The sequence below is a fragment of the Mucilaginibacter sp. genome (assembly GCF_039921305.1).
Lineage (GTDB): Bacteria > Bacteroidota > Bacteroidia > Sphingobacteriales > Sphingobacteriaceae > Mucilaginibacter.
The window spans coordinates 107,771-123,188 of sequence record NZ_JBDSCA010000081.1; the positions used below are offsets into that span (position 1 = coordinate 107,771).

Genomic DNA, 15,418 nt, shown 5'->3' on the forward strand with positions numbered 1-15,418 from the left:
TTTTTTGGGGGGGGGATAAAGTAGGTATTTTTTCAAATCTTATTCCTGAGTCTTACCTCTTGCTTCTCCTTCCTACAATATACAAAAAATAGCCCTCATTAACAAAAAAAGGCTCCCGAAAAATCGGGAGCCTTTTAATTTATAGCTTGAAATAAATTATTTCACTTCTTCAAAGTCAACATCGGTTACAGCATCACCGGCTGCACCTTCTGGGGCACCACCTTGTTGTTCTGCACCTGGTTGCGCTTGTCCGCCATCAGCAGTTTTGTACATATCTTCTGATGCAGCATTCCATGCGTTTTGCAATTCAGCTTGTACAGAATCGATAGTAGCTAAATCTTTAGCAGCATAAGCAGCTTTCAATTTTTCTAAACCGCTTTCTATAGGCGCTTTCTTGTCGGCAGGGATCTTATCACCGTACTCTTTCAGTTGTTTTTCTGTCGAGAAGATCAAAGCATCGGCACCGTTCAGTTTTTCAACTTCTTCTTTTGCCTTTTTGTCAGAGTCAGCATTAGCTTCAGCTTCATCTTTCATCTTTTTGATCTCTTCGTCAGTTAAGCCCGAAGAAGCTTCGATACGGATCTTTTGCTCTTTACCGGTAGCTTTATCTTTTGCACCTACGTGTAATATACCGTTAGCGTCAATATCAAAAGTTACTTCAATTTGAGGCACACCGCGCGGTGCTGGTGGAATACCATCTAAGTGGAACCTACCAATTGTGCGGTTTTGAGCTGCCATAGGGCGCTCGCCTTGCAAAATATGGATCTCTACAGATGGCTGGCTGTCAGACGCGGTAGAGAATGTTTCTGATTTTTTAGATGGAATAGTTGTGTTTGATTCGATCAAACGAGTCATTACGCCACCCATAGTTTCGATACCTAATGATAAAGGGGTAACATCTAACAACAACACATCCTTAACATCACCAGATAATACACCACCTTGAATAGCAGCACCAATAGCTACAACCTCATCAGGGTTAACACCTTTTGACGGTGATTTACCAAAGAATTTTTGAACAGCATCCTGAATAGCAGGAATACGGGTTGAACCACCAACTAAGATGATCTCGTCGATATCAGATACTGATAAACCTGCATTTTTCAATGCTTTTTGGCAAGGCTCAATTGTACGTTTGATCAGGCTATCAGCTAATTGCTCAAATTTAGCACGGGTTAAAGTTTTAACCAAGTGCTTAGGCATACCATCAACAGCGGTAATGTATGGCAGGTTGATTTCGGTAGTTGTAGTGCTTGATAACTCAACCTTAGCTTTTTCAGCAGCTTCTTTTAAACGTTGTAACGACATTGGGTCGCGACGTAAATCGAAACCTTCGTCATTTTTAAATTCGTCAGCTAAAAAGTCGATAATTACCTGGTCAAAGTCGTCACCACCTAAGTGCGTATCACCGTCGGTTGCTTTTACTTCGAACACGCCATCACCTAATTCCAAAACCGAAACGTCATGCGTACCGCCACCGCAGTCAAACACAACAATTTTCATGTCTTTGTGTGCTTTGTCCAGGCCGTAAGCAAGGGCAGCAGCAGTAGGCTCGTTAATAATACGACGTACATTTAAACCAGCAATTTCACCGGCTTCTTTAGTAGCCTGGCGTTGCGCATCGTTAAAGTAAGCCGGAACGGTAATAACCGCGTCGGTAACTTCCTGACCCAAAAAATCTTCAGCAGTTTTCTTCATTTTCTGAAGGATCATCGCTGAGATCTCTTGCGGAGTATATTTACGATCGTCAATTTCAACACGTGGTGTGTTGTTATCGCCCTTAACTACTTTGTAAGGTACGCGTCCGGCTTCTTTAGTAACCTCGTTAAACTGGTTACCCATAAAGCGTTTAATAGAAGAAATGGTTTTTGTTGGGTTAGTGATAGCCTGACGTTTAGCAGGATCGCCAACTTTACGCTCGCCGTTGTCAACAAATGCAACTACCGAAGGCGTTGTACGTTTCCCCTCGCTGTTTGCTATAACTACGGGCTCATTACCCTCCATTACAGACACGCAGGAGTTTGTTGTTCCTAAGTCGATTCCAATGATTTTAGACATATGATTGATTTTACTATATTGAAAAATTGTTTTACTAAAGCCATATTATCAATGCTTGTGCCAATATAGCTTTGGCAGTTAGATAATAATCAGATTAACTAAAACCCGTCAGAATGGTGAGTTTAGTGGTGACAGGTTGGCAGAAAATTGTGTAAGTTTAAGTTATGAAAAGAGTCATACTATTAATGGGATTAATACTACTATGCACAGTTTTGTGTTTTGGTAAGGCATCTTTAAAAAAGCAACAATATGATTTCCTGAATTGGTATATCGCCAATAGCCCCGACAAAATTAAGGATTTATCTAACCTGCTTGAACGCTTTGATAATTTCGCGTATGACGATAAACGCTTCGCCGCATTCCAAATCATTGATGGGGATTACAGTAAAATCCCCACCACTGATCAACAGTTTTTAAAAAAGCAAATATCGGAGAACGATAAAATTGAAAATTTGGATACTAACCTTATAAGTTATATCGGCTGGAAGATTAAAACCAGAGTTAGTCAATATCCCAAACAAACCGATTTAAAGAATGCTACACCACTTAGCCCAATACCGCAGGCTTCAAGAACTGAAATGTTATTCCAAAAACTGGAGCTAAAACTTCCGGCCACTACCATTTCGCTTCCAATATTCACAAAGGATGGAAACATTGCTTTCATCAACAGAACCTACAATTGCGGAATGCTTTGTGCCAGTGGAGGAATAGAAATATATAAGAAGATAAATGGTAAGTGGAGCTTTTATAAATATTTGAACCAGTGGATAAGCTAAACAAAAAAAGCCCCGCTCAAATTGAGCGGGGCTTTTCTATAACATAAAGCGATTATAATTATGCGCCTTTTTCTTCTGTACCTTCTTCAGTTGAAGTTTCTTCTGGTGCTACTTCAGCAACCGGAGTTTCTTCAACAACTACTGCATCATCCGCAGGAGTTACATCAGCCGCTGCAGCAGGAGCCGCAGGCTTAGCTTTAGAACCACCACGACGGCGTGTTGCTTTCTTCTCAGTAGCAGCTTCACCTTTAGTGTATACTGTGTTGTAGTCAACCAATTCGATGATCGCCATTGATGCGTTATCACCTAAACGGTTTTCTAACTTAACGATACGGGTGTAACCTCCCGGACGGTCAGCAATCTTAACAGCAACATCGCGGAATAATTCGGCAACGATGTCTTTATCCTGTAAGTAGCTAAATACTGTACGACGTGAGTGTGTAGTATCGTTTTTTGATTTTGTAAGGATAGGCTCTACATATAAACGTAAAGCTTTTGCTTTAGCTAAAGTAGTAGTAATGCGCTTGTGCTGAATAAGCGATGAAGCCATATTCGCCAACATTGCCTTTCTGTGGCTGTCGGTACGGCCTAAATGGTTAACTTTTCTTCCGTGTCTCATTTTGTTTTGATTTTTTCACGTTACATACCGTTGGGGATTAGTTAATCAACCCGCGGAATTATGCGCTCGCTTATTTATAGTAGTTTGTTAGTAGTGAATGGTGAGCAATGTATTGTGAATTAACAACTCACTATTCACCACTCACCTCTCACAGCGTTATTCTTCGTCTAACTTGAATTTAGACAGGTTCATACCAAAAGATAAACCTTTTGATTTAACCAGGTCCTGAATTTCAGTTAATGATTTTTTACCAAAGTTTCTGAACTTTAACATATCAGCAACATCGTATGATACTAAATCGGCAAGGCTACGGATATCGGCAGCTTTCAAACAATTTAATGCACGTACTGATAGGTCTAAATCAACTAATTCAGTTTTCAGAATCTTACGCATATGTAAAATTTCTTCGTCAACTTCTTTAGTTTCTTCCTTAGCCTGAGCTTCAAGCATCATGTTCTCGTCGCTGAACAACATAAAGTGCTGGATCAAGATCTTGGCAGCTTCCTTCAATGCATCTTCAGGGTGAACAGAACCGTCTGTAGCAATATCCAATACTAATTTCTCGTAATCGGTTTTTTGCTCAACACGGTAGTTCTCGATAGTGTACTTAACGTTTTTGATAGGTGTGTAGATCGAATCGATCGCGATAACACCAACCATTGCATCAGGATTTTTGTTCTCTTCGCTTGGAACATAACCACGGCCTTTACCAACAGTGATCTCGATTTCCAACGTTACAGACGAATCCATATTGCAGATAACCAGATCAGGGTTAAGGATAGTGAAGTTGTTTGAGAATTTAGTGATGTCACCAGCTTTGAAAGCATCCTGACCATTGATGATCACGAATATTTTCTCAGAATCGCCAGACTCACCAGTTTTTTTCATACGAACTTGCTTTAAGTTCAATATGATCTCGGTAACATCTTCAACCACACCTTTGATGGTTGAAAACTCATGGTTAACTCCTGAAAAACGAACAGAAGTAATCGCATAACCTTCTAATGATGAAAGTAAGATACGACGTAAAGCATTACCAATAGTTATCCCGAATCCTGGCTCTAACGGACGAAATTCAAACGTACCATCAAAATCAGTTGATTTCTGCATGATAACCTTATCTGGTTTTTGAAATGCTAATATTGCCATTTATATCCTGTGTTTTAATTTATTAATTGGATGAATTAAACCGGAAAAAATGACCAGCTGGTATTGCTGGTCATTTCCCGGATAAGTATCATTATATTATTTTGAGTACAACTCGACGATTAAGTTTTCCTTGATGTTTTCAGGAATTTCGTCGCGGTTAGGGTAGTTCAAAAATTTACCTGATAAGTTATTGGCATCCCATTCTAACCAGCTAAATTTATTAATTCTTCTACCTGCAACCGAAGTTGTAATAGCTTCCATTGTTTTTGATTTCTCACGAACAGCGATTACGTCGCCAGCTTTTAAAGCGTATGAAGCAATGTTCACAACTTCGCCGTTAACAGTAATGTGTTTGTGACCTACTAACTGGCGTGCACCAGAGCGGGTTGGAGATATACCTAAGCGGTAAACTGCGTTATCTAAACGAGCTTCTAAAAACTTTAACAAGTTTTCGCCGGTGATACCTTCTTTAGATGAAGCGCGGTGAAACAAGTTTTCGAATTGTTTCTCCAATACACCATAAGTGTATTTTACTTTTTGTTTCTCCATCAACTGAACAGAATATTCAGATTGTTTTCCTCTTCTTTTTGAGGCACCGTGCATTCCCGGTGGATAGTTTTTACGTTCTAACGCCTTATCAGGACCGAAGATCGGCTCTCTGAAACGACGTGCAATTTTGGATTTTGGTCCTGTGTATCTTGCCATTGTTGTGTTGTTTTAAAGTATCTATCGGCCTGTAGCCGTAGAATCTTAGCTTTAAACGATTTGTGTTAATTAAACTCTTCTACGTTTTGACGGGCGGCAACCATTGTGTGGAAGCGGTGTAATGTCCCTAATTGTAGTTACCTCGATACCTGTAGTTTGCAACGTACGGATAGCTGACTCACGGCCAGAACCCGGGCCTTTTACAAATACTTCTACTTTACGTAAGCCTAAATCATAAGCTGTTTTACCGCAATCAGAAGCCGCTTGTCCGGCTGCATAAGGTGTATTTTTCTTAGAACCCTTAAAGCCCATCTTACCGGCTGATGACCAAGAGATGGCCTGACCGCTTTTGTTGGTTAGGGTAATGATGATATTGTTGAAAGTAGCGTTAATGTGCGCTTCGCCAATTGGCTCAACGATAACGATACGTTTTTTGGTTACTTTTTTAGTTTTAGCCATTTTGCTTTTTAGATTTTAGATATGAGACTTGAGATGTGCGCATTTGCCCTATCCCGATACTCAGTATCCTGTTGTTATCTTTTTCTATTCCAAACAAGGATCCTTTAAGATTCCCTGTTTATCAATTATTACTTAGTAGCTTTTTTCTTGTTCGCAACAGTCTTACGTTTTCCTTTACGGGTACGTGAGTTGTTTTTGGTACGCTGACCACGTAAAGGCAATCCTTTACGGTGACGGGTACCGCGGTAGCAACCGATATCCATTAAACGTTTAATGTTTAATTGAACCTCAGAGCGTAAAGCACCTTCTACTTTGATACGATCGTTAATGATACCACGAATGGTTGTCAACTGCTCATCGGTCCAGTCTTGTACTTTAGTGTTAAAGTCGATACCAGCTTCGGTTAAAATACCTTGTGCTGTGGTACGACCTACACCGTATATGTACGTAAGTCCGATCTCTCCGCGTTTGTTTTTTGGTAAATCAATACCTGCAATCCTTGCCATATTTGTTATTTTGTTTTAAGTAAGACCGAACGGCGGGCCACCGTTGTACGGATCTTTACAATTCTTATTATCCCTGACGTTGTTTGTACTTTGGATTCTTTTTGTTAATCACATAAAGTTTCCCTTTACGACGGATGATCTTGCAATCAGCACTACGTTTTTTTATTGATGCTCTAACTTTCATCTCTTTGTTTATTTGTATCTGTAGGTTATTCTTCCTTTTGTTAAATCGTAGGGGCTCATCTCCAATTTCACCCTGTCGCCAGGTAATATTTTGATATAGTGCATGCGCATTTTACCAGAAATATGTGCAATAATTTCGTGGCCGTTTTCTAATTCGACCCGGAACATTGCATTTGATAATGCTTCCTTTATTGTACCGTCTTGTTCAATCGAGGCTTGTTTAGCCATATATTACTGATTTATATACAATTATCCGCCTTAAAAGCGGGATGCAAAAGTAAATAAATTATTTTATATTTTATTGTTTTTTATTCAAAATTTCTTCTACATAATCAAATGTAGAAAGTATATCCGCTTTACCTTTGCTTACAGCTACTGTATGCTCGTAATGAGCTGATACCTTGCCATCACTGGTTGACACGGTCCATCCATCATCCCAAAACCTAACACCTGCTCTGCCGGCGTTAATCATAGGTTCAATGGCTATTACCATACCCTCTTCCAGTTTAATGCCCGATCCGCGTTTACCGTAGTTTGGCACCTCTGGCTTTTCGTGCAGCCTGGTTCCAACACCATGGCCAACTAATTCCTTCACTACCCCAAACCCGTGCTTCTCGGCATGCTCCTGAACGGCAAAACCTATATCGCCAACGCGCATCCCTACTACTGCTTTCTCAATCCCTAAGGCAAGGCACTCTTTGGTAACCTTCATTAGTAACTGGGTTTGCTCACTTACCTCGCCAATGGCAAAGGTATAAGCAGAATCGCCATAGTATTTATTCTTTACTACTCCACAATCTACCGATACCAGATCGCCCTCAACCAAAACATGGTTGCTTGGGAAACCGTGTACCACCTGATTATTCAACGAGATACAAAGGGAATACGGAAAACCGTTATAGTTTAAAAATGCAGGAACCCCACCGTTATCACGAATAAAGGTTTCTGCAAGTTTATTTAGTTCTATTGTTTTTATTCCTGGCTTGATAACCTTAGCAATCTCTCCATGTGTTTTTGACACAAGTAAAGAACTTTCTCTTATTAGCTCTATCTCTTCGGCAGACCTATAATTGATTTTTGACATTGGTTATTAAATTGCCGGAGGCGTTGTACCTGCTGCAGTTGGAATAGCCGTACGTCCTTTAATCCTTCCGGTTTTCATCAAACCATCGTAGTGACGCATTAATAAGTGGCTTTCTATCTGTTGCAATGTATCTAACACAACACCCACCAAAATGATCAGTGATGTTCCACCAAAGAAACGTGCAAACGGACCGTATACCTGGAACATTGATGCTATAGCCGGTAATATGGCTATAATAGCAAGGAATATAGATCCCGGTAAGGTAATTCTTGATATCACACCGTCGATAAAGTCGGCAGTTGCTTTACCTGGTTTAACACCTGGTATAAAGCCGCTGTTCTTCTTCATATCATCAGCCATTTGGTTAGGATTAACCGTGATAGCTGTGTAGAAGTAAGTGAAGATGATGATCAGGATAGCAAACAGTAAGTTATGACCCCACGAGGTATAATCAGACAGGGCTATTAAAACTCCGCTTGATGCCGCACTTGGCCAAAACTGTGATACCATACCCGGTAAAAACATTAACGCTTGCGCGAAGATGATAGGCATAACACCGGCAGCATTTACCTTTAAAGGTATGTACTGACGAACGCCACCATATTGTTTATTACCCACTATACGTTTTGCGTATTGAACAGCTATTTTACGTGTACCCTGTACAATTAAGATAGTGAACATTACAACAGCGATAAGCGCGATAATTTCGACAACGAATACAAACGGGCCACCTACACCTTTAACACGTGAAGTGAACTCTTGTATCAAGGCATCAGGCAACTGGGCAATAATACCCACCATAATGATCAATGATATACCGTTACCAATACCCTTATCGGTGATCTTCTCGCCTAACCACATTACAAATAATGTACCTGCGGTTAATACGAATACAGACATTACTGTAAAGTAAGGCTCTGCAACCAGCTTAGCATCTGGAGATACCTGTGAGCTTACGTAACCAATAGCCTGCAAAGCAGTAATGGCTATAGTTAGGTAACGTGTCCACTGGTTGATTTTGTTACGACCGCTTTCGCCTTCTTTTTGCAATTTAGTGAAATACGGAACCGCTATACCCAATAGCTGCACCACAATTGATGCGGAGATATAAGGCATTACACCTAATGCGAAAATAGACTCACGTGAGAATGAACCACCCGCAAACATGTTAAGAAGGCCCATCAGACCTTCTTTACCTTGTTGGTTGGTTAACGCTGTCGGGTCAACCCCAGGCAACACTACGAACGAGCCAATACGATATATTAAAAGAAATAAGAATGTGTTTAATATACGCACTCTTAGATCCTCAATTTTCCAGATATTGGATATAGTTTCGAAAAATTTCTTCATTGAAATTTATAACTTAACGATGGAACCGCCTGCTGCTTCAATTGCCTTCTGTGCAGTAGCAGAAAATGCATGTGCTGTAACTTCTAACTTAGCTTTTAATTCGCCACGGCCCAATACTTTTACAAGGTCGTTACGTGATACCAATCCATGTTCTTTCAGGGTATCAAAGTTAACTGTTGTAAGGTTGTATTGATCAACCAGGCCTTGTAAAGCATCTAAGTTTACACTTACATACTCAACACGGTTAAGGCTTTTAAAGCCAACTTTAGGCACACGGCGTTGTAATGGCATCTGGCCACCTTCAAAACCAACCTTAGTTGAAGTACCAGAGCGTGAGCCGGCACCTTTGTGACCGCGTGTTGATGTACCACCGCGACCTGAACCGGTACCACGACCGATCCTTTTTCTATTTTTAGTAGAACCTTCTGCAGGTTTCAGATTATTTAAATTCATAACATTAAATGTTTTCTACTGCTACCAAATGATTAACTTTTCTCACCATACCGATGATAGCTGCATTAGCTTCAACTTCTACACTGTGGTTGATCCTTTTAAGGCCCAATGCTTCGATGGTTCTTTTTTGGCGCTCACTTCTATCGATCACGCTCTTAATCTGTGTTATTTTGATTTTTGCCATGATCTGATTATCCGTTAAATACTTTACCTAAACTAACACCACGGTGTTGAGCTACTGTATAAGCATCACGCAATTGCGATAGTGCAGATACTGTTGCTTTTACCACGTTGTGTGGATTTGACGAACCCTTTGATTTTGCCAATACGTTGTGAACACCTGCAGACTCTAGCACTGCGCGCATTGCACCACCAGCAATTACACCGGTACCGTTAGCAGCTGGTTTTAAGAAAATAAAACCGCCCGAAAACTTACCTATTTGCTCGTGAGGGATAGTTCCGTTTAAAATTGGAACTTTAACCAAATTCTTTTTAGCATCATCAATGCCTTTAGCAATTGCTTCAGTTACTTCCTTAGCTTTACCTAAACCGAAACCTACGATACCGTTCTCGTCACCTACTACCACAATGGCAGAGAAACTGAAAGTACGACCACCTTTGGTTACTTTGGCTACACGTTGGATGCTAACCAAACGATCCTTTAATTCGATCTCGCTTGATTTTACTCTTTTTATATTAATAGTTGACATCTCTTCTTGTAATTAAAATATTAAACCACCTTCACGTGCACCTTCAGCTAACGACTTAACGCGGCCATGGTACAAATATCCGTTCCTATCGAAAACTACTTCTTTGATACCAGCGGCAATTGCTTTTTCGGCAACTGATTTACCTACTGCCACTGATTGATCAGATTTGCTTCCGGTTGTAGCGAAATCTTTTGCTAAAGATGAAGCCGAAACTAAAGTTTTACCTGTTACATCATCAATAATTTGGGCGTAGATACCTTTATTGCTTCTGAACACTGACAAGCGAGGACGCTCTGTAGAACCAGAAAGACGTTTTCTGATACCTTTCTTTATTCTATCTCTTCTTGATAATTTACCTGTCATGACGCTTATTTTTTAGATGCTGATTTACCTGCTTTTCTTCTCAATACTTCGCCAACAAACTTGATACCTTTACCTTTATAAGGCTCTGGTGCGCGTAACGAGCGTATTTTTGCCGCTACCTGACCGATCAATTGTTTATCGTTCGATTCTAAGATAATGGTTGGGTTTTTACCCTTTTCAGCAGTGGTTGAAACTTTAATTTCTTTAGGCAACTCAAATACATAATGGTGAGAGAAACCCAACACTAAATCTAATGTATTACCTGTGTTGGTTGCACGGTAACCTACACCTACAAGCTCTTGCTCGATCTTGTAACCTGCTGTTACACCAACAACCATATTGTTGATCAAAGCGCGGTATAAACCGTGCAATGCTTTATGACGTTTTTGTTCTGACGGACGTTGAACTGTTAAGTTTCCGTCTTCCTGGGCGATAGTGATATCTTTATCAACTGCCTGGAATAATTCACCTTTGGGGCCTTTTACTGATACTACGTTATCACCAGATACGGTTACAGTAACGCCTGCCGGGATCGCGATTGGAGCTTTTCCTACTCTTGACATTTTTTGTTTCTCCTTATTTGATTAATAAACGTAACACATTACTTCGCCACCAATATTTTGGGCGCGGGCTTCTTTATCACTCATAACACCTTTTGAGGTTGATACGATAGCGATACCTAAACCATTTAATACTCTTGGTAACTTATCGGTACCTGCGTATTTACGCAAACCTGGTTTGCTGATACGTGATATGTTACGTATAGCAGGGATCTTGGTTATCGGGTGGTATTTCAAAGCGATTTTGATTGTGCCTTGAGGACCATTGTCTTCAAACTTAAAGTTTGTGATGTAACCTTTATCGAAAAGCACCTTGGTGATTTCCTTTTTCAGGTTTGATGCAGGAATTTCGACAACCCTGTGGTTGGCTTTAATAGCATTTCTTACGCGTGTAAGATAATCTGCAATTGGATCTGTATTCATTACTATTGTTTATGATGGTGGTTTCCTTCCCGTAACATCCGGGACGACCTGCCGTCGGTTAATTCATATATTAAATTCGAGCCGCAAAGATATAGTTTTTCTACTATATTTTTACGGCTCGAAATAAACTGCTTTTTACCAGCTCGCTTTCTTTACTCCCGGGATCTTACCGGCTAAAGCCATTTCGCGGAAAGTAACACGTGAAATACCGAACTGACGCATATAACCGCGTGGACGGCCAGTTAATTTGCAACGGTTGTGCAATTTTACCGGCGAAGCTGCTTTAGGCAACTTATCCAAACCTATATAATCACCAGCGGCTTTCAAAGCTGCTCTTTTTTCAGCGTATTTAGCTACAATTCTGGCGCGTTTTACTTCGCGCGCTTTTACACCTTCTTTAGCCATTGTTAATTGGAGTTTGATTTTTAAATGGTAAACCAAATTGTTTAAGCAATTCTAATGCTTCAACATCGTTACTTGCTGATGTTACAAAGGTAATATCCATACCCATGATCTTGTTGATCTTGTCAATGTTGATCTCAGGGAAAATGATTTGCTCGGTGATACCTAATGTATAGTTACCACGGCCATCAAAACCTTTATCGTTAATACCTTTGAAATCACGGATACGTGGTAATGCTACTGCAATTAAACGATCCAAAAATTCGTACATATTGTTATCACGTAAAGTAACACGTACGCCTACAGGCATATTTTTACGCAATTTGAAGTTTGAGATATCTTTCTTAGATTTTGATGCAACAGCTTGCTGACCTGTGATGGTTGACATTTCGTTAATGGCAACATCAATCAGTTTTTTATCAGTTGTAGCTGCACCAACACCTTGGTTGATAGCAATTTTTTCAAGCTTAGGAACCTGCATTACGCTTTTGTACTGAAATTTTTCTTTCAGTGCAGTACGAATTTCGTCCTTATATTTCGATTTTAATCTTGGTACGTATGCCATTATTTAATTTCCTCCCCTGATATTTTAGCTACTCTAACCAATTTACCATCGGCATTTTTAGTTCTTCCAACACGTGTAGGTTTTCCTGATTTAGGATCAACCAACATTACGTTTGAAATGTGTAAAGCTGCTTCTTGTTTAATGATACCGCCGTTAGGGCTTGTAGCATTAGGTTTTGTATGCTTTGAAACCATATTAGCACCTTCAACCAAAACACGGCTTTTAGCTACCAATACCTCTAATACTTTTCCTTGTGAACCTTTTGAATCGCCAGCGATAACCTTAACCAGGTCACCTTTTTTGATCTTCAATTTAGGCTGTGTGTTTTTCTTTCTTTCCATCTTACAATACCTCCGGTGCTAATGATACAATTTTCATGAATTGTTTTTCACGCAACTCTCTTGCAACTGGTCCAAAAATACGAGTACCACGTGGTTCGTCCTGGTTGTTTAACAAAACGGCTGCGTTATCGTCAAAACGAATATAAGAACCATCCTTACGACGGATCTCTTTTTTAGTTCTAACAACTACTGCTTTTGACACTGTACCTTTTTTAACGTTTCCTGAAGGGATAGCGCTTTTTACGGTAACAACAATTTTATCGCCGATAGAGGCGTATCTTTTGCCAGTGCCACCCAATACACGGATAACTAAAACTTCTTTAGCTCCGCTGTTATCGGCAACATTTAATCTTGATTCCTGTTGTACCATGTTATTTAGCCCTCTCTAAAATTTGTACTAATCTCCAGTTCTTGCTCTTGCTCAACGGACGGGTTTCCATAATCAATACGGTATCACCAATACCACAGGTATTAGCCTCGTCGTGAGCCATAAATTTGGTAGTTTTCTTAACGAACTTACCGTAGATAGGGTGTTTTACCTTCCGCTCTACAGCTACAACGATGGATTTTTCCATCTTGTTGCTAACTACCAAACCGGTACGTGTTTTTCTTAAATTTCTTTCCATTTCAATTCTAAAAATTAATTCTTTTCAGAAGCAGACGCCGCTTTGCGCTTGGTTAATTCAGTATTTAAACGAGCAATATCTTTTCTCACTTTAGTGATACGAGTAGGATTCTCGATAGCCGAAACCGCATGTGCAAATTTCAATTTGGTTAAGTTGGCTCTCTCTTCCCCGATCCTTGCAGCAAGTTCTTCGGTTGATAGCTCTAAAATTTCTGAGTTCTTCATTTTCTTGTTAATTATATGTTATGATTGCCAAGTTGCGTTAGTCTACTGATAAGAGGCAACTCCCAATTGATAACCTTGTTTTTTATTCTTCTACGTAATCCCTACGTAACACAAATTTTGTTTGTACCGGTAATTTTGCGGCAGCAAGGCGTAAAGCCTCTTTAGCAACTTCCAAAGGTACGCCTTCTGCTTCGAAGATCATACGTCCTGGTTTAACCACTGCTACCCAATATTCAGGAGCACCTTTACCTTTACCCATACGTACCTCTGCTGGTTTTTTAGTAACCGGCTTATCAGGGAATATACGGATCCATACCTGGCCTTCACGTTTCATGAAACGTGTTACAGCGATACGGGCAGCCTCGATCTGACGACTGGTAATCCAGGCGGCTTCGAGTGTTTTGATACCGAATGAACCGAATGATAGCTCTGCACCACGATTGGCTAAACCATTCATCCTGCCTTTTTGCATCTTTCTGAACTTCGTTCTTTTTGGCTGTAGCATTGTTTTAAATTCTTATTATACGAGTCTCTCGACTTTGAATACTTAATATATTATCTCTTTCCGGCCGGACGGCTTCCACCTTGTCCACCAGGACGATTACCGCCTTGACCCGGGCCACCTGGACGATTACCGCCACCTTGACCACCACGACGATCACCGCCACCGCCTGCACGACGCTCACCACCACCGCGACGATCATTACCACCACGGTCGCCATATGCTGCTGCACCTTCTGGACGACCGCCCTTGCCGCTGCTGCTGCTTGTACCACCGATGTTTGGAGACAGATCACGCTTGCCGTAAACTTCGCCTTTACAGATCCAAACCTTAACACCTATTTTACCATAAGTAGTTAATGCTTCTGCCAATGCGTAGTCAATATCAGCACGGAAAGTGTGCAAAGGAATTCTTCCTTCTTTATATTGCTCGCTACGTGCCATTTCCGCGCCACCTAAACGGCCTGATGTCATGATCTTGATACCTTCGGCACCCATTCTCATGGTTGACGCGATGGTTGTTTTCATGGCACGACGGAATGAAATACGTGCTTCTAATTGTTTTGCTATACCTTCTGCAACTAATTGTGCATCAAGCTCAGGGCGTTTAATTTCGAAGATGTTGATCTGAACGTCCTTTTTAGTCAGTTTTTTCAACTCTTCTTTTACTTTATCAACTTCCTGACCACCTTTACCAATCACGATACCCGGACGGGCAGTGTGAATTGTTACAGTGATACGTTTTAAAGTACGCTCGATAACTACTTTTGATATACCACCTTTGGCGATACGTGCAGCTAAGTATTTACGGATCTTTTCGTCTTCAACTAATTTATCGGAGTAGTTGTTGCCACCGAACCAGTTAGAATCCCAACCTCTGATGATTCCTAAACGGTTACCTATTGGATGTGCTTTTTGTCCCATTTTAAATTAGTTGTTATCGTTTTTACTGTCAACAATTAAGGTAACGTGGTTTGAACGTTTCCTGATACGGTATCCTCTTCCTTGCGGAGCAGGGCGTAATCTTTTTAACTGACGACCACCGCCTACAGATATTTCTTTTACGAATAATCCGCTATCTTCTACGCGTTTACCTTCGTTTTTAGCTTCCCAGTTTTTGATAGCTGATAATAACAGTTTCTCAACACGGATAGCCGCTTCTTTATTGGTGAACTTTAATATGTAAAGAGCTTTCTCTACTTTTTCGCCGCGGATCAAATCAACTACCAAACGCATTTTGCGTGGTGATGTTGGGCAGTCTTGCAATTTAGCGATAGAAGCACCTCCAGTAAGTGCTTTCGCAGCTTCCTTTTGTTGTCTAACTAAGACTGATTTTTTAATTTTAGTTGTTGCTTCCATAC

26 protein-coding genes are annotated in these 15,418 nt (G+C 40.5%); 1 reads left to right on the plus strand and 25 read right to left on the minus strand.

Going from position 1 to position 15,418, the window contains the following annotated elements; all coding sequences use genetic code 11:
- Positions 1-156: 156 nt before the first annotated feature.
- Complete coding sequence (gene dnaK, locus ABIN91_RS23945) at positions 157-2,058, minus strand: molecular chaperone DnaK (RefSeq protein WP_348054198.1); 1,902 nt, start codon at positions 2,056-2,058, stop codon at positions 157-159.
- A 164-nt stretch (positions 2,059-2,222) separates the two neighbouring features.
- On the opposite strand from dnaK, the gene ABIN91_RS23950 reads away from it, so the two are divergent.
- The gene (locus ABIN91_RS23950; RefSeq protein WP_348054200.1) at positions 2,223-2,834 is read left to right on the plus strand and encodes a hypothetical protein; all 612 of its coding nucleotides are present in this window, start codon (positions 2,223-2,225) and stop codon (positions 2,832-2,834) included.
- Between the two features lie 58 nt (positions 2,835-2,892).
- On the opposite strand, the gene rplQ is transcribed toward ABIN91_RS23950, so the two are convergent.
- The 24 genes from rplQ to rplV all read right to left on the minus strand — a co-directional run bounded on the left by rplQ (position 2,893) and on the right by rplV (position 15,416).
- Positions 2,893-3,453, minus strand: a complete 561-nt coding sequence (rplQ, locus tag ABIN91_RS23955) for a 50S ribosomal protein L17 (protein WP_348054202.1) — start codon at positions 3,451-3,453, stop codon at positions 2,893-2,895.
- Positions 3,454-3,609: 156 nt separating this feature from the next.
- Positions 3,610-4,602, minus strand: coding sequence for a DNA-directed RNA polymerase subunit alpha (locus tag ABIN91_RS23960; RefSeq protein ID WP_348054204.1), 993 nt, complete (start codon positions 4,600-4,602; stop codon positions 3,610-3,612).
- Positions 4,603-4,698: 96 nt separating this feature from the next.
- Positions 4,699-5,307, minus strand: a complete 609-nt coding sequence (gene rpsD, locus ABIN91_RS23965) for a 30S ribosomal protein S4 (RefSeq protein ID WP_348054206.1) — start codon at positions 5,305-5,307, stop codon at positions 4,699-4,701.
- Between the two features lie 69 nt (positions 5,308-5,376).
- Positions 5,377-5,766 (minus strand): 30S ribosomal protein S11, encoded by a 390-nt coding sequence (rpsK, locus tag ABIN91_RS23970; RefSeq protein ID WP_348054209.1) that lies wholly within the window; start codon positions 5,764-5,766, stop codon positions 5,377-5,379.
- Positions 5,767-5,894: 128 nt separating this feature from the next.
- Positions 5,895-6,272, minus strand: a complete 378-nt coding sequence (gene rpsM / locus ABIN91_RS23975; protein WP_348054211.1) for a 30S ribosomal protein S13 — start codon at positions 6,270-6,272, stop codon at positions 5,895-5,897.
- Between the two features lie 67 nt (positions 6,273-6,339).
- Positions 6,340-6,456, minus strand: coding sequence for a 50S ribosomal protein L36 (rpmJ, locus tag ABIN91_RS23980; protein WP_008506259.1), 117 nt, complete (start codon positions 6,454-6,456; stop codon positions 6,340-6,342).
- An 8-nt stretch (positions 6,457-6,464) separates the two neighbouring features.
- Entirely contained in the window at positions 6,465-6,683 is a 219-nt protein-coding gene (infA, locus tag ABIN91_RS23985; RefSeq protein WP_008506260.1) for a translation initiation factor IF-1, read from the minus strand.
- 70 nt (positions 6,684-6,753) lie between these two features.
- A complete protein-coding gene (gene map / locus ABIN91_RS23990) occupies positions 6,754-7,539 on the minus strand; it encodes a type I methionyl aminopeptidase (RefSeq protein ID WP_348054215.1) in 786 nt (261 codons plus the stop codon).
- A gap of 6 nt (positions 7,540-7,545) precedes the next feature.
- Positions 7,546-8,889: a preprotein translocase subunit SecY gene (gene secY / locus ABIN91_RS23995; RefSeq protein ID WP_348054217.1), complete on the minus strand. Its 1,344-nt coding sequence runs from the start codon at positions 8,887-8,889 to the stop codon at positions 7,546-7,548.
- 6 nt (positions 8,890-8,895) lie between these two features.
- Positions 8,896-9,342 carry a 50S ribosomal protein L15 gene (gene rplO, locus ABIN91_RS24000; protein ID WP_348054219.1) on the minus strand — a complete coding sequence of 149 codons (447 nt, stop codon included), beginning with the start codon at positions 9,340-9,342 and terminating at the stop codon, positions 8,896-8,898.
- Positions 9,343-9,346: 4 nt separating this feature from the next.
- Positions 9,347-9,526: a 50S ribosomal protein L30 gene (gene rpmD / locus ABIN91_RS24005; protein WP_121195995.1), complete on the minus strand. Its 180-nt coding sequence runs from the start codon at positions 9,524-9,526 to the stop codon at positions 9,347-9,349.
- Between the two features lie 7 nt (positions 9,527-9,533).
- Positions 9,534-10,052, minus strand: a complete 519-nt coding sequence (gene rpsE / locus ABIN91_RS24010; RefSeq protein ID WP_348054222.1) for a 30S ribosomal protein S5 — start codon at positions 10,050-10,052, stop codon at positions 9,534-9,536.
- 12 nt (positions 10,053-10,064) lie between these two features.
- Complete coding sequence (gene rplR, locus ABIN91_RS24015) at positions 10,065-10,415, minus strand: 50S ribosomal protein L18 (RefSeq protein ID WP_348054224.1); 351 nt, start codon at positions 10,413-10,415, stop codon at positions 10,065-10,067.
- A gap of 5 nt (positions 10,416-10,420) precedes the next feature.
- A complete protein-coding gene (gene rplF / locus ABIN91_RS24020; RefSeq protein WP_348054226.1) occupies positions 10,421-10,978 on the minus strand; it encodes a 50S ribosomal protein L6 in 558 nt (185 codons plus the stop codon).
- 21 nt (positions 10,979-10,999) lie between these two features.
- Positions 11,000-11,398 carry a 30S ribosomal protein S8 gene (gene rpsH / locus ABIN91_RS24025; protein ID WP_348054228.1) on the minus strand — a complete coding sequence of 133 codons (399 nt, stop codon included), beginning with the start codon at positions 11,396-11,398 and terminating at the stop codon, positions 11,000-11,002.
- A gap of 135 nt (positions 11,399-11,533) precedes the next feature.
- Complete coding sequence (gene rpsN / locus ABIN91_RS24030) at positions 11,534-11,803, minus strand: 30S ribosomal protein S14 (protein WP_348054230.1); 270 nt, start codon at positions 11,801-11,803, stop codon at positions 11,534-11,536.
- Positions 11,796-12,365 carry a 50S ribosomal protein L5 gene (gene rplE, locus ABIN91_RS24035; protein WP_348054232.1) on the minus strand — a complete coding sequence of 190 codons (570 nt, stop codon included), beginning with the start codon at positions 12,363-12,365 and terminating at the stop codon, positions 11,796-11,798. The genes rpsN and rplE overlap by 8 nt, the downstream gene beginning before the upstream one ends.
- Complete coding sequence (rplX, locus tag ABIN91_RS24040; protein WP_348054234.1) at positions 12,365-12,706, minus strand: 50S ribosomal protein L24; 342 nt, start codon at positions 12,704-12,706, stop codon at positions 12,365-12,367. The genes rplE and rplX overlap by 1 nt, the downstream gene beginning before the upstream one ends.
- Before the next feature lies 1 nt (position 12,707).
- Positions 12,708-13,076 carry a 50S ribosomal protein L14 gene (gene rplN, locus ABIN91_RS24045; RefSeq protein WP_067059744.1) on the minus strand — a complete coding sequence of 123 codons (369 nt, stop codon included), beginning with the start codon at positions 13,074-13,076 and terminating at the stop codon, positions 12,708-12,710.
- Position 13,077: 1 nt separating this feature from the next.
- The gene (rpsQ, locus tag ABIN91_RS24050) at positions 13,078-13,332 is read right to left on the minus strand and encodes a 30S ribosomal protein S17 (protein ID WP_134335650.1); all 255 of its coding nucleotides are present in this window, start codon (positions 13,330-13,332) and stop codon (positions 13,078-13,080) included.
- A 14-nt stretch (positions 13,333-13,346) separates the two neighbouring features.
- Positions 13,347-13,556 (minus strand): 50S ribosomal protein L29, encoded by a 210-nt coding sequence (gene rpmC / locus ABIN91_RS24055; protein WP_348054241.1) that lies wholly within the window; start codon positions 13,554-13,556, stop codon positions 13,347-13,349.
- 82 nt (positions 13,557-13,638) lie between these two features.
- Positions 13,639-14,061 (minus strand): 50S ribosomal protein L16, encoded by a 423-nt coding sequence (gene rplP, locus ABIN91_RS24060; RefSeq protein WP_348054243.1) that lies wholly within the window; start codon positions 14,059-14,061, stop codon positions 13,639-13,641.
- Between the two features lie 50 nt (positions 14,062-14,111).
- Complete coding sequence (gene rpsC / locus ABIN91_RS24065) at positions 14,112-14,981, minus strand: 30S ribosomal protein S3 (protein WP_348054245.1); 870 nt, start codon at positions 14,979-14,981, stop codon at positions 14,112-14,114.
- A 6-nt stretch (positions 14,982-14,987) separates the two neighbouring features.
- Positions 14,988-15,416 carry a 50S ribosomal protein L22 gene (rplV, locus tag ABIN91_RS24070; RefSeq protein WP_348054247.1) on the minus strand — a complete coding sequence of 143 codons (429 nt, stop codon included), beginning with the start codon at positions 15,414-15,416 and terminating at the stop codon, positions 14,988-14,990.
- Positions 15,417-15,418: the final 2 nt, after the last annotated feature.

Bases quoted from the DNA above. Each gene is read 5' to 3' on its own strand.
- dnaK (WP_348054198.1), bottom strand. From the start codon at position 2,058: ATGTCTAAAATCATTGGAATCGACTTAGGAACAACAAACTCCTGCGTG.
- ABIN91_RS23950 (WP_348054200.1), top strand. From the start codon at position 2,223: ATGAAAAGAGTCATACTATTAATGGGATTAATACTACTATGCACAGTT.
- rplQ (WP_348054202.1), bottom strand. From the start codon at position 3,453: ATGAGACACGGAAGAAAAGTTAACCATTTAGGCCGTACCGACAGCCAC.
- ABIN91_RS23960 (WP_348054204.1), bottom strand. From the start codon at position 4,602: ATGGCAATATTAGCATTTCAAAAACCAGATAAGGTTATCATGCAGAAA.
- rpsD (WP_348054206.1), bottom strand. From the start codon at position 5,307: ATGGCAAGATACACAGGACCAAAATCCAAAATTGCACGTCGTTTCAGA.
- rpsK (WP_348054209.1), bottom strand. From the start codon at position 5,766: ATGGCTAAAACTAAAAAAGTAACCAAAAAACGTATCGTTATCGTTGAG.
- rpsM (WP_348054211.1), bottom strand. From the start codon at position 6,272: ATGGCAAGGATTGCAGGTATTGATTTACCAAAAAACAAACGCGGAGAG.
- rpmJ (WP_008506259.1), bottom strand. From the start codon at position 6,456: ATGAAAGTTAGAGCATCAATAAAAAAACGTAGTGCTGATTGCAAGATC.
- infA (WP_008506260.1), bottom strand. From the start codon at position 6,683: ATGGCTAAACAAGCCTCGATTGAACAAGACGGTACAATAAAGGAAGCA.
- map (WP_348054215.1), bottom strand. From the start codon at position 7,539: ATGTCAAAAATCAATTATAGGTCTGCCGAAGAGATAGAGCTAATAAGA.
- secY (WP_348054217.1), bottom strand. From the start codon at position 8,889: ATGAAGAAATTTTTCGAAACTATATCCAATATCTGGAAAATTGAGGAT.
- rplO (WP_348054219.1), bottom strand. From the start codon at position 9,342: ATGAATTTAAATAATCTGAAACCTGCAGAAGGTTCTACTAAAAATAGA.
- rpmD (WP_121195995.1), bottom strand. From the start codon at position 9,526: ATGGCAAAAATCAAAATAACACAGATTAAGAGCGTGATCGATAGAAGT.
- rpsE (WP_348054222.1), bottom strand. From the start codon at position 10,052: ATGTCAACTATTAATATAAAAAGAGTAAAATCAAGCGAGATCGAATTA.
- rplR (WP_348054224.1), bottom strand. From the start codon at position 10,415: ATGACAGGTAAATTATCAAGAAGAGATAGAATAAAGAAAGGTATCAGA.
- rplF (WP_348054226.1), bottom strand. From the start codon at position 10,978: ATGTCAAGAGTAGGAAAAGCTCCAATCGCGATCCCGGCAGGCGTTACT.
- rpsH (WP_348054228.1), bottom strand. From the start codon at position 11,398: ATGAATACAGATCCAATTGCAGATTATCTTACACGCGTAAGAAATGCT.
- rpsN (WP_348054230.1), bottom strand. From the start codon at position 11,803: ATGGCTAAAGAAGGTGTAAAAGCGCGCGAAGTAAAACGCGCCAGAATT.
- rplE (WP_348054232.1), bottom strand. From the start codon at position 12,365: ATGGCATACGTACCAAGATTAAAATCGAAATATAAGGACGAAATTCGT.
- rplX (WP_348054234.1), bottom strand. From the start codon at position 12,706: ATGGAAAGAAAGAAAAACACACAGCCTAAATTGAAGATCAAAAAAGGT.
- rplN (WP_067059744.1), bottom strand. From the start codon at position 13,076: ATGGTACAACAGGAATCAAGATTAAATGTTGCCGATAACAGCGGAGCT.
- rpsQ (WP_134335650.1), bottom strand. From the start codon at position 13,332: ATGGAAAGAAATTTAAGAAAAACACGTACCGGTTTGGTAGTTAGCAAC.
- rpmC (WP_348054241.1), bottom strand. From the start codon at position 13,556: ATGAAGAACTCAGAAATTTTAGAGCTATCAACCGAAGAACTTGCTGCA.
- rplP (WP_348054243.1), bottom strand. From the start codon at position 14,061: ATGCTACAGCCAAAAAGAACGAAGTTCAGAAAGATGCAAAAAGGCAGG.
- rpsC (WP_348054245.1), bottom strand. From the start codon at position 14,981: ATGGGACAAAAAGCACATCCAATAGGTAACCGTTTAGGAATCATCAGA.
- rplV (WP_348054247.1), bottom strand. From the start codon at position 15,416: ATGGAAGCAACAACTAAAATTAAAAAATCAGTCTTAGTTAGACAACAA.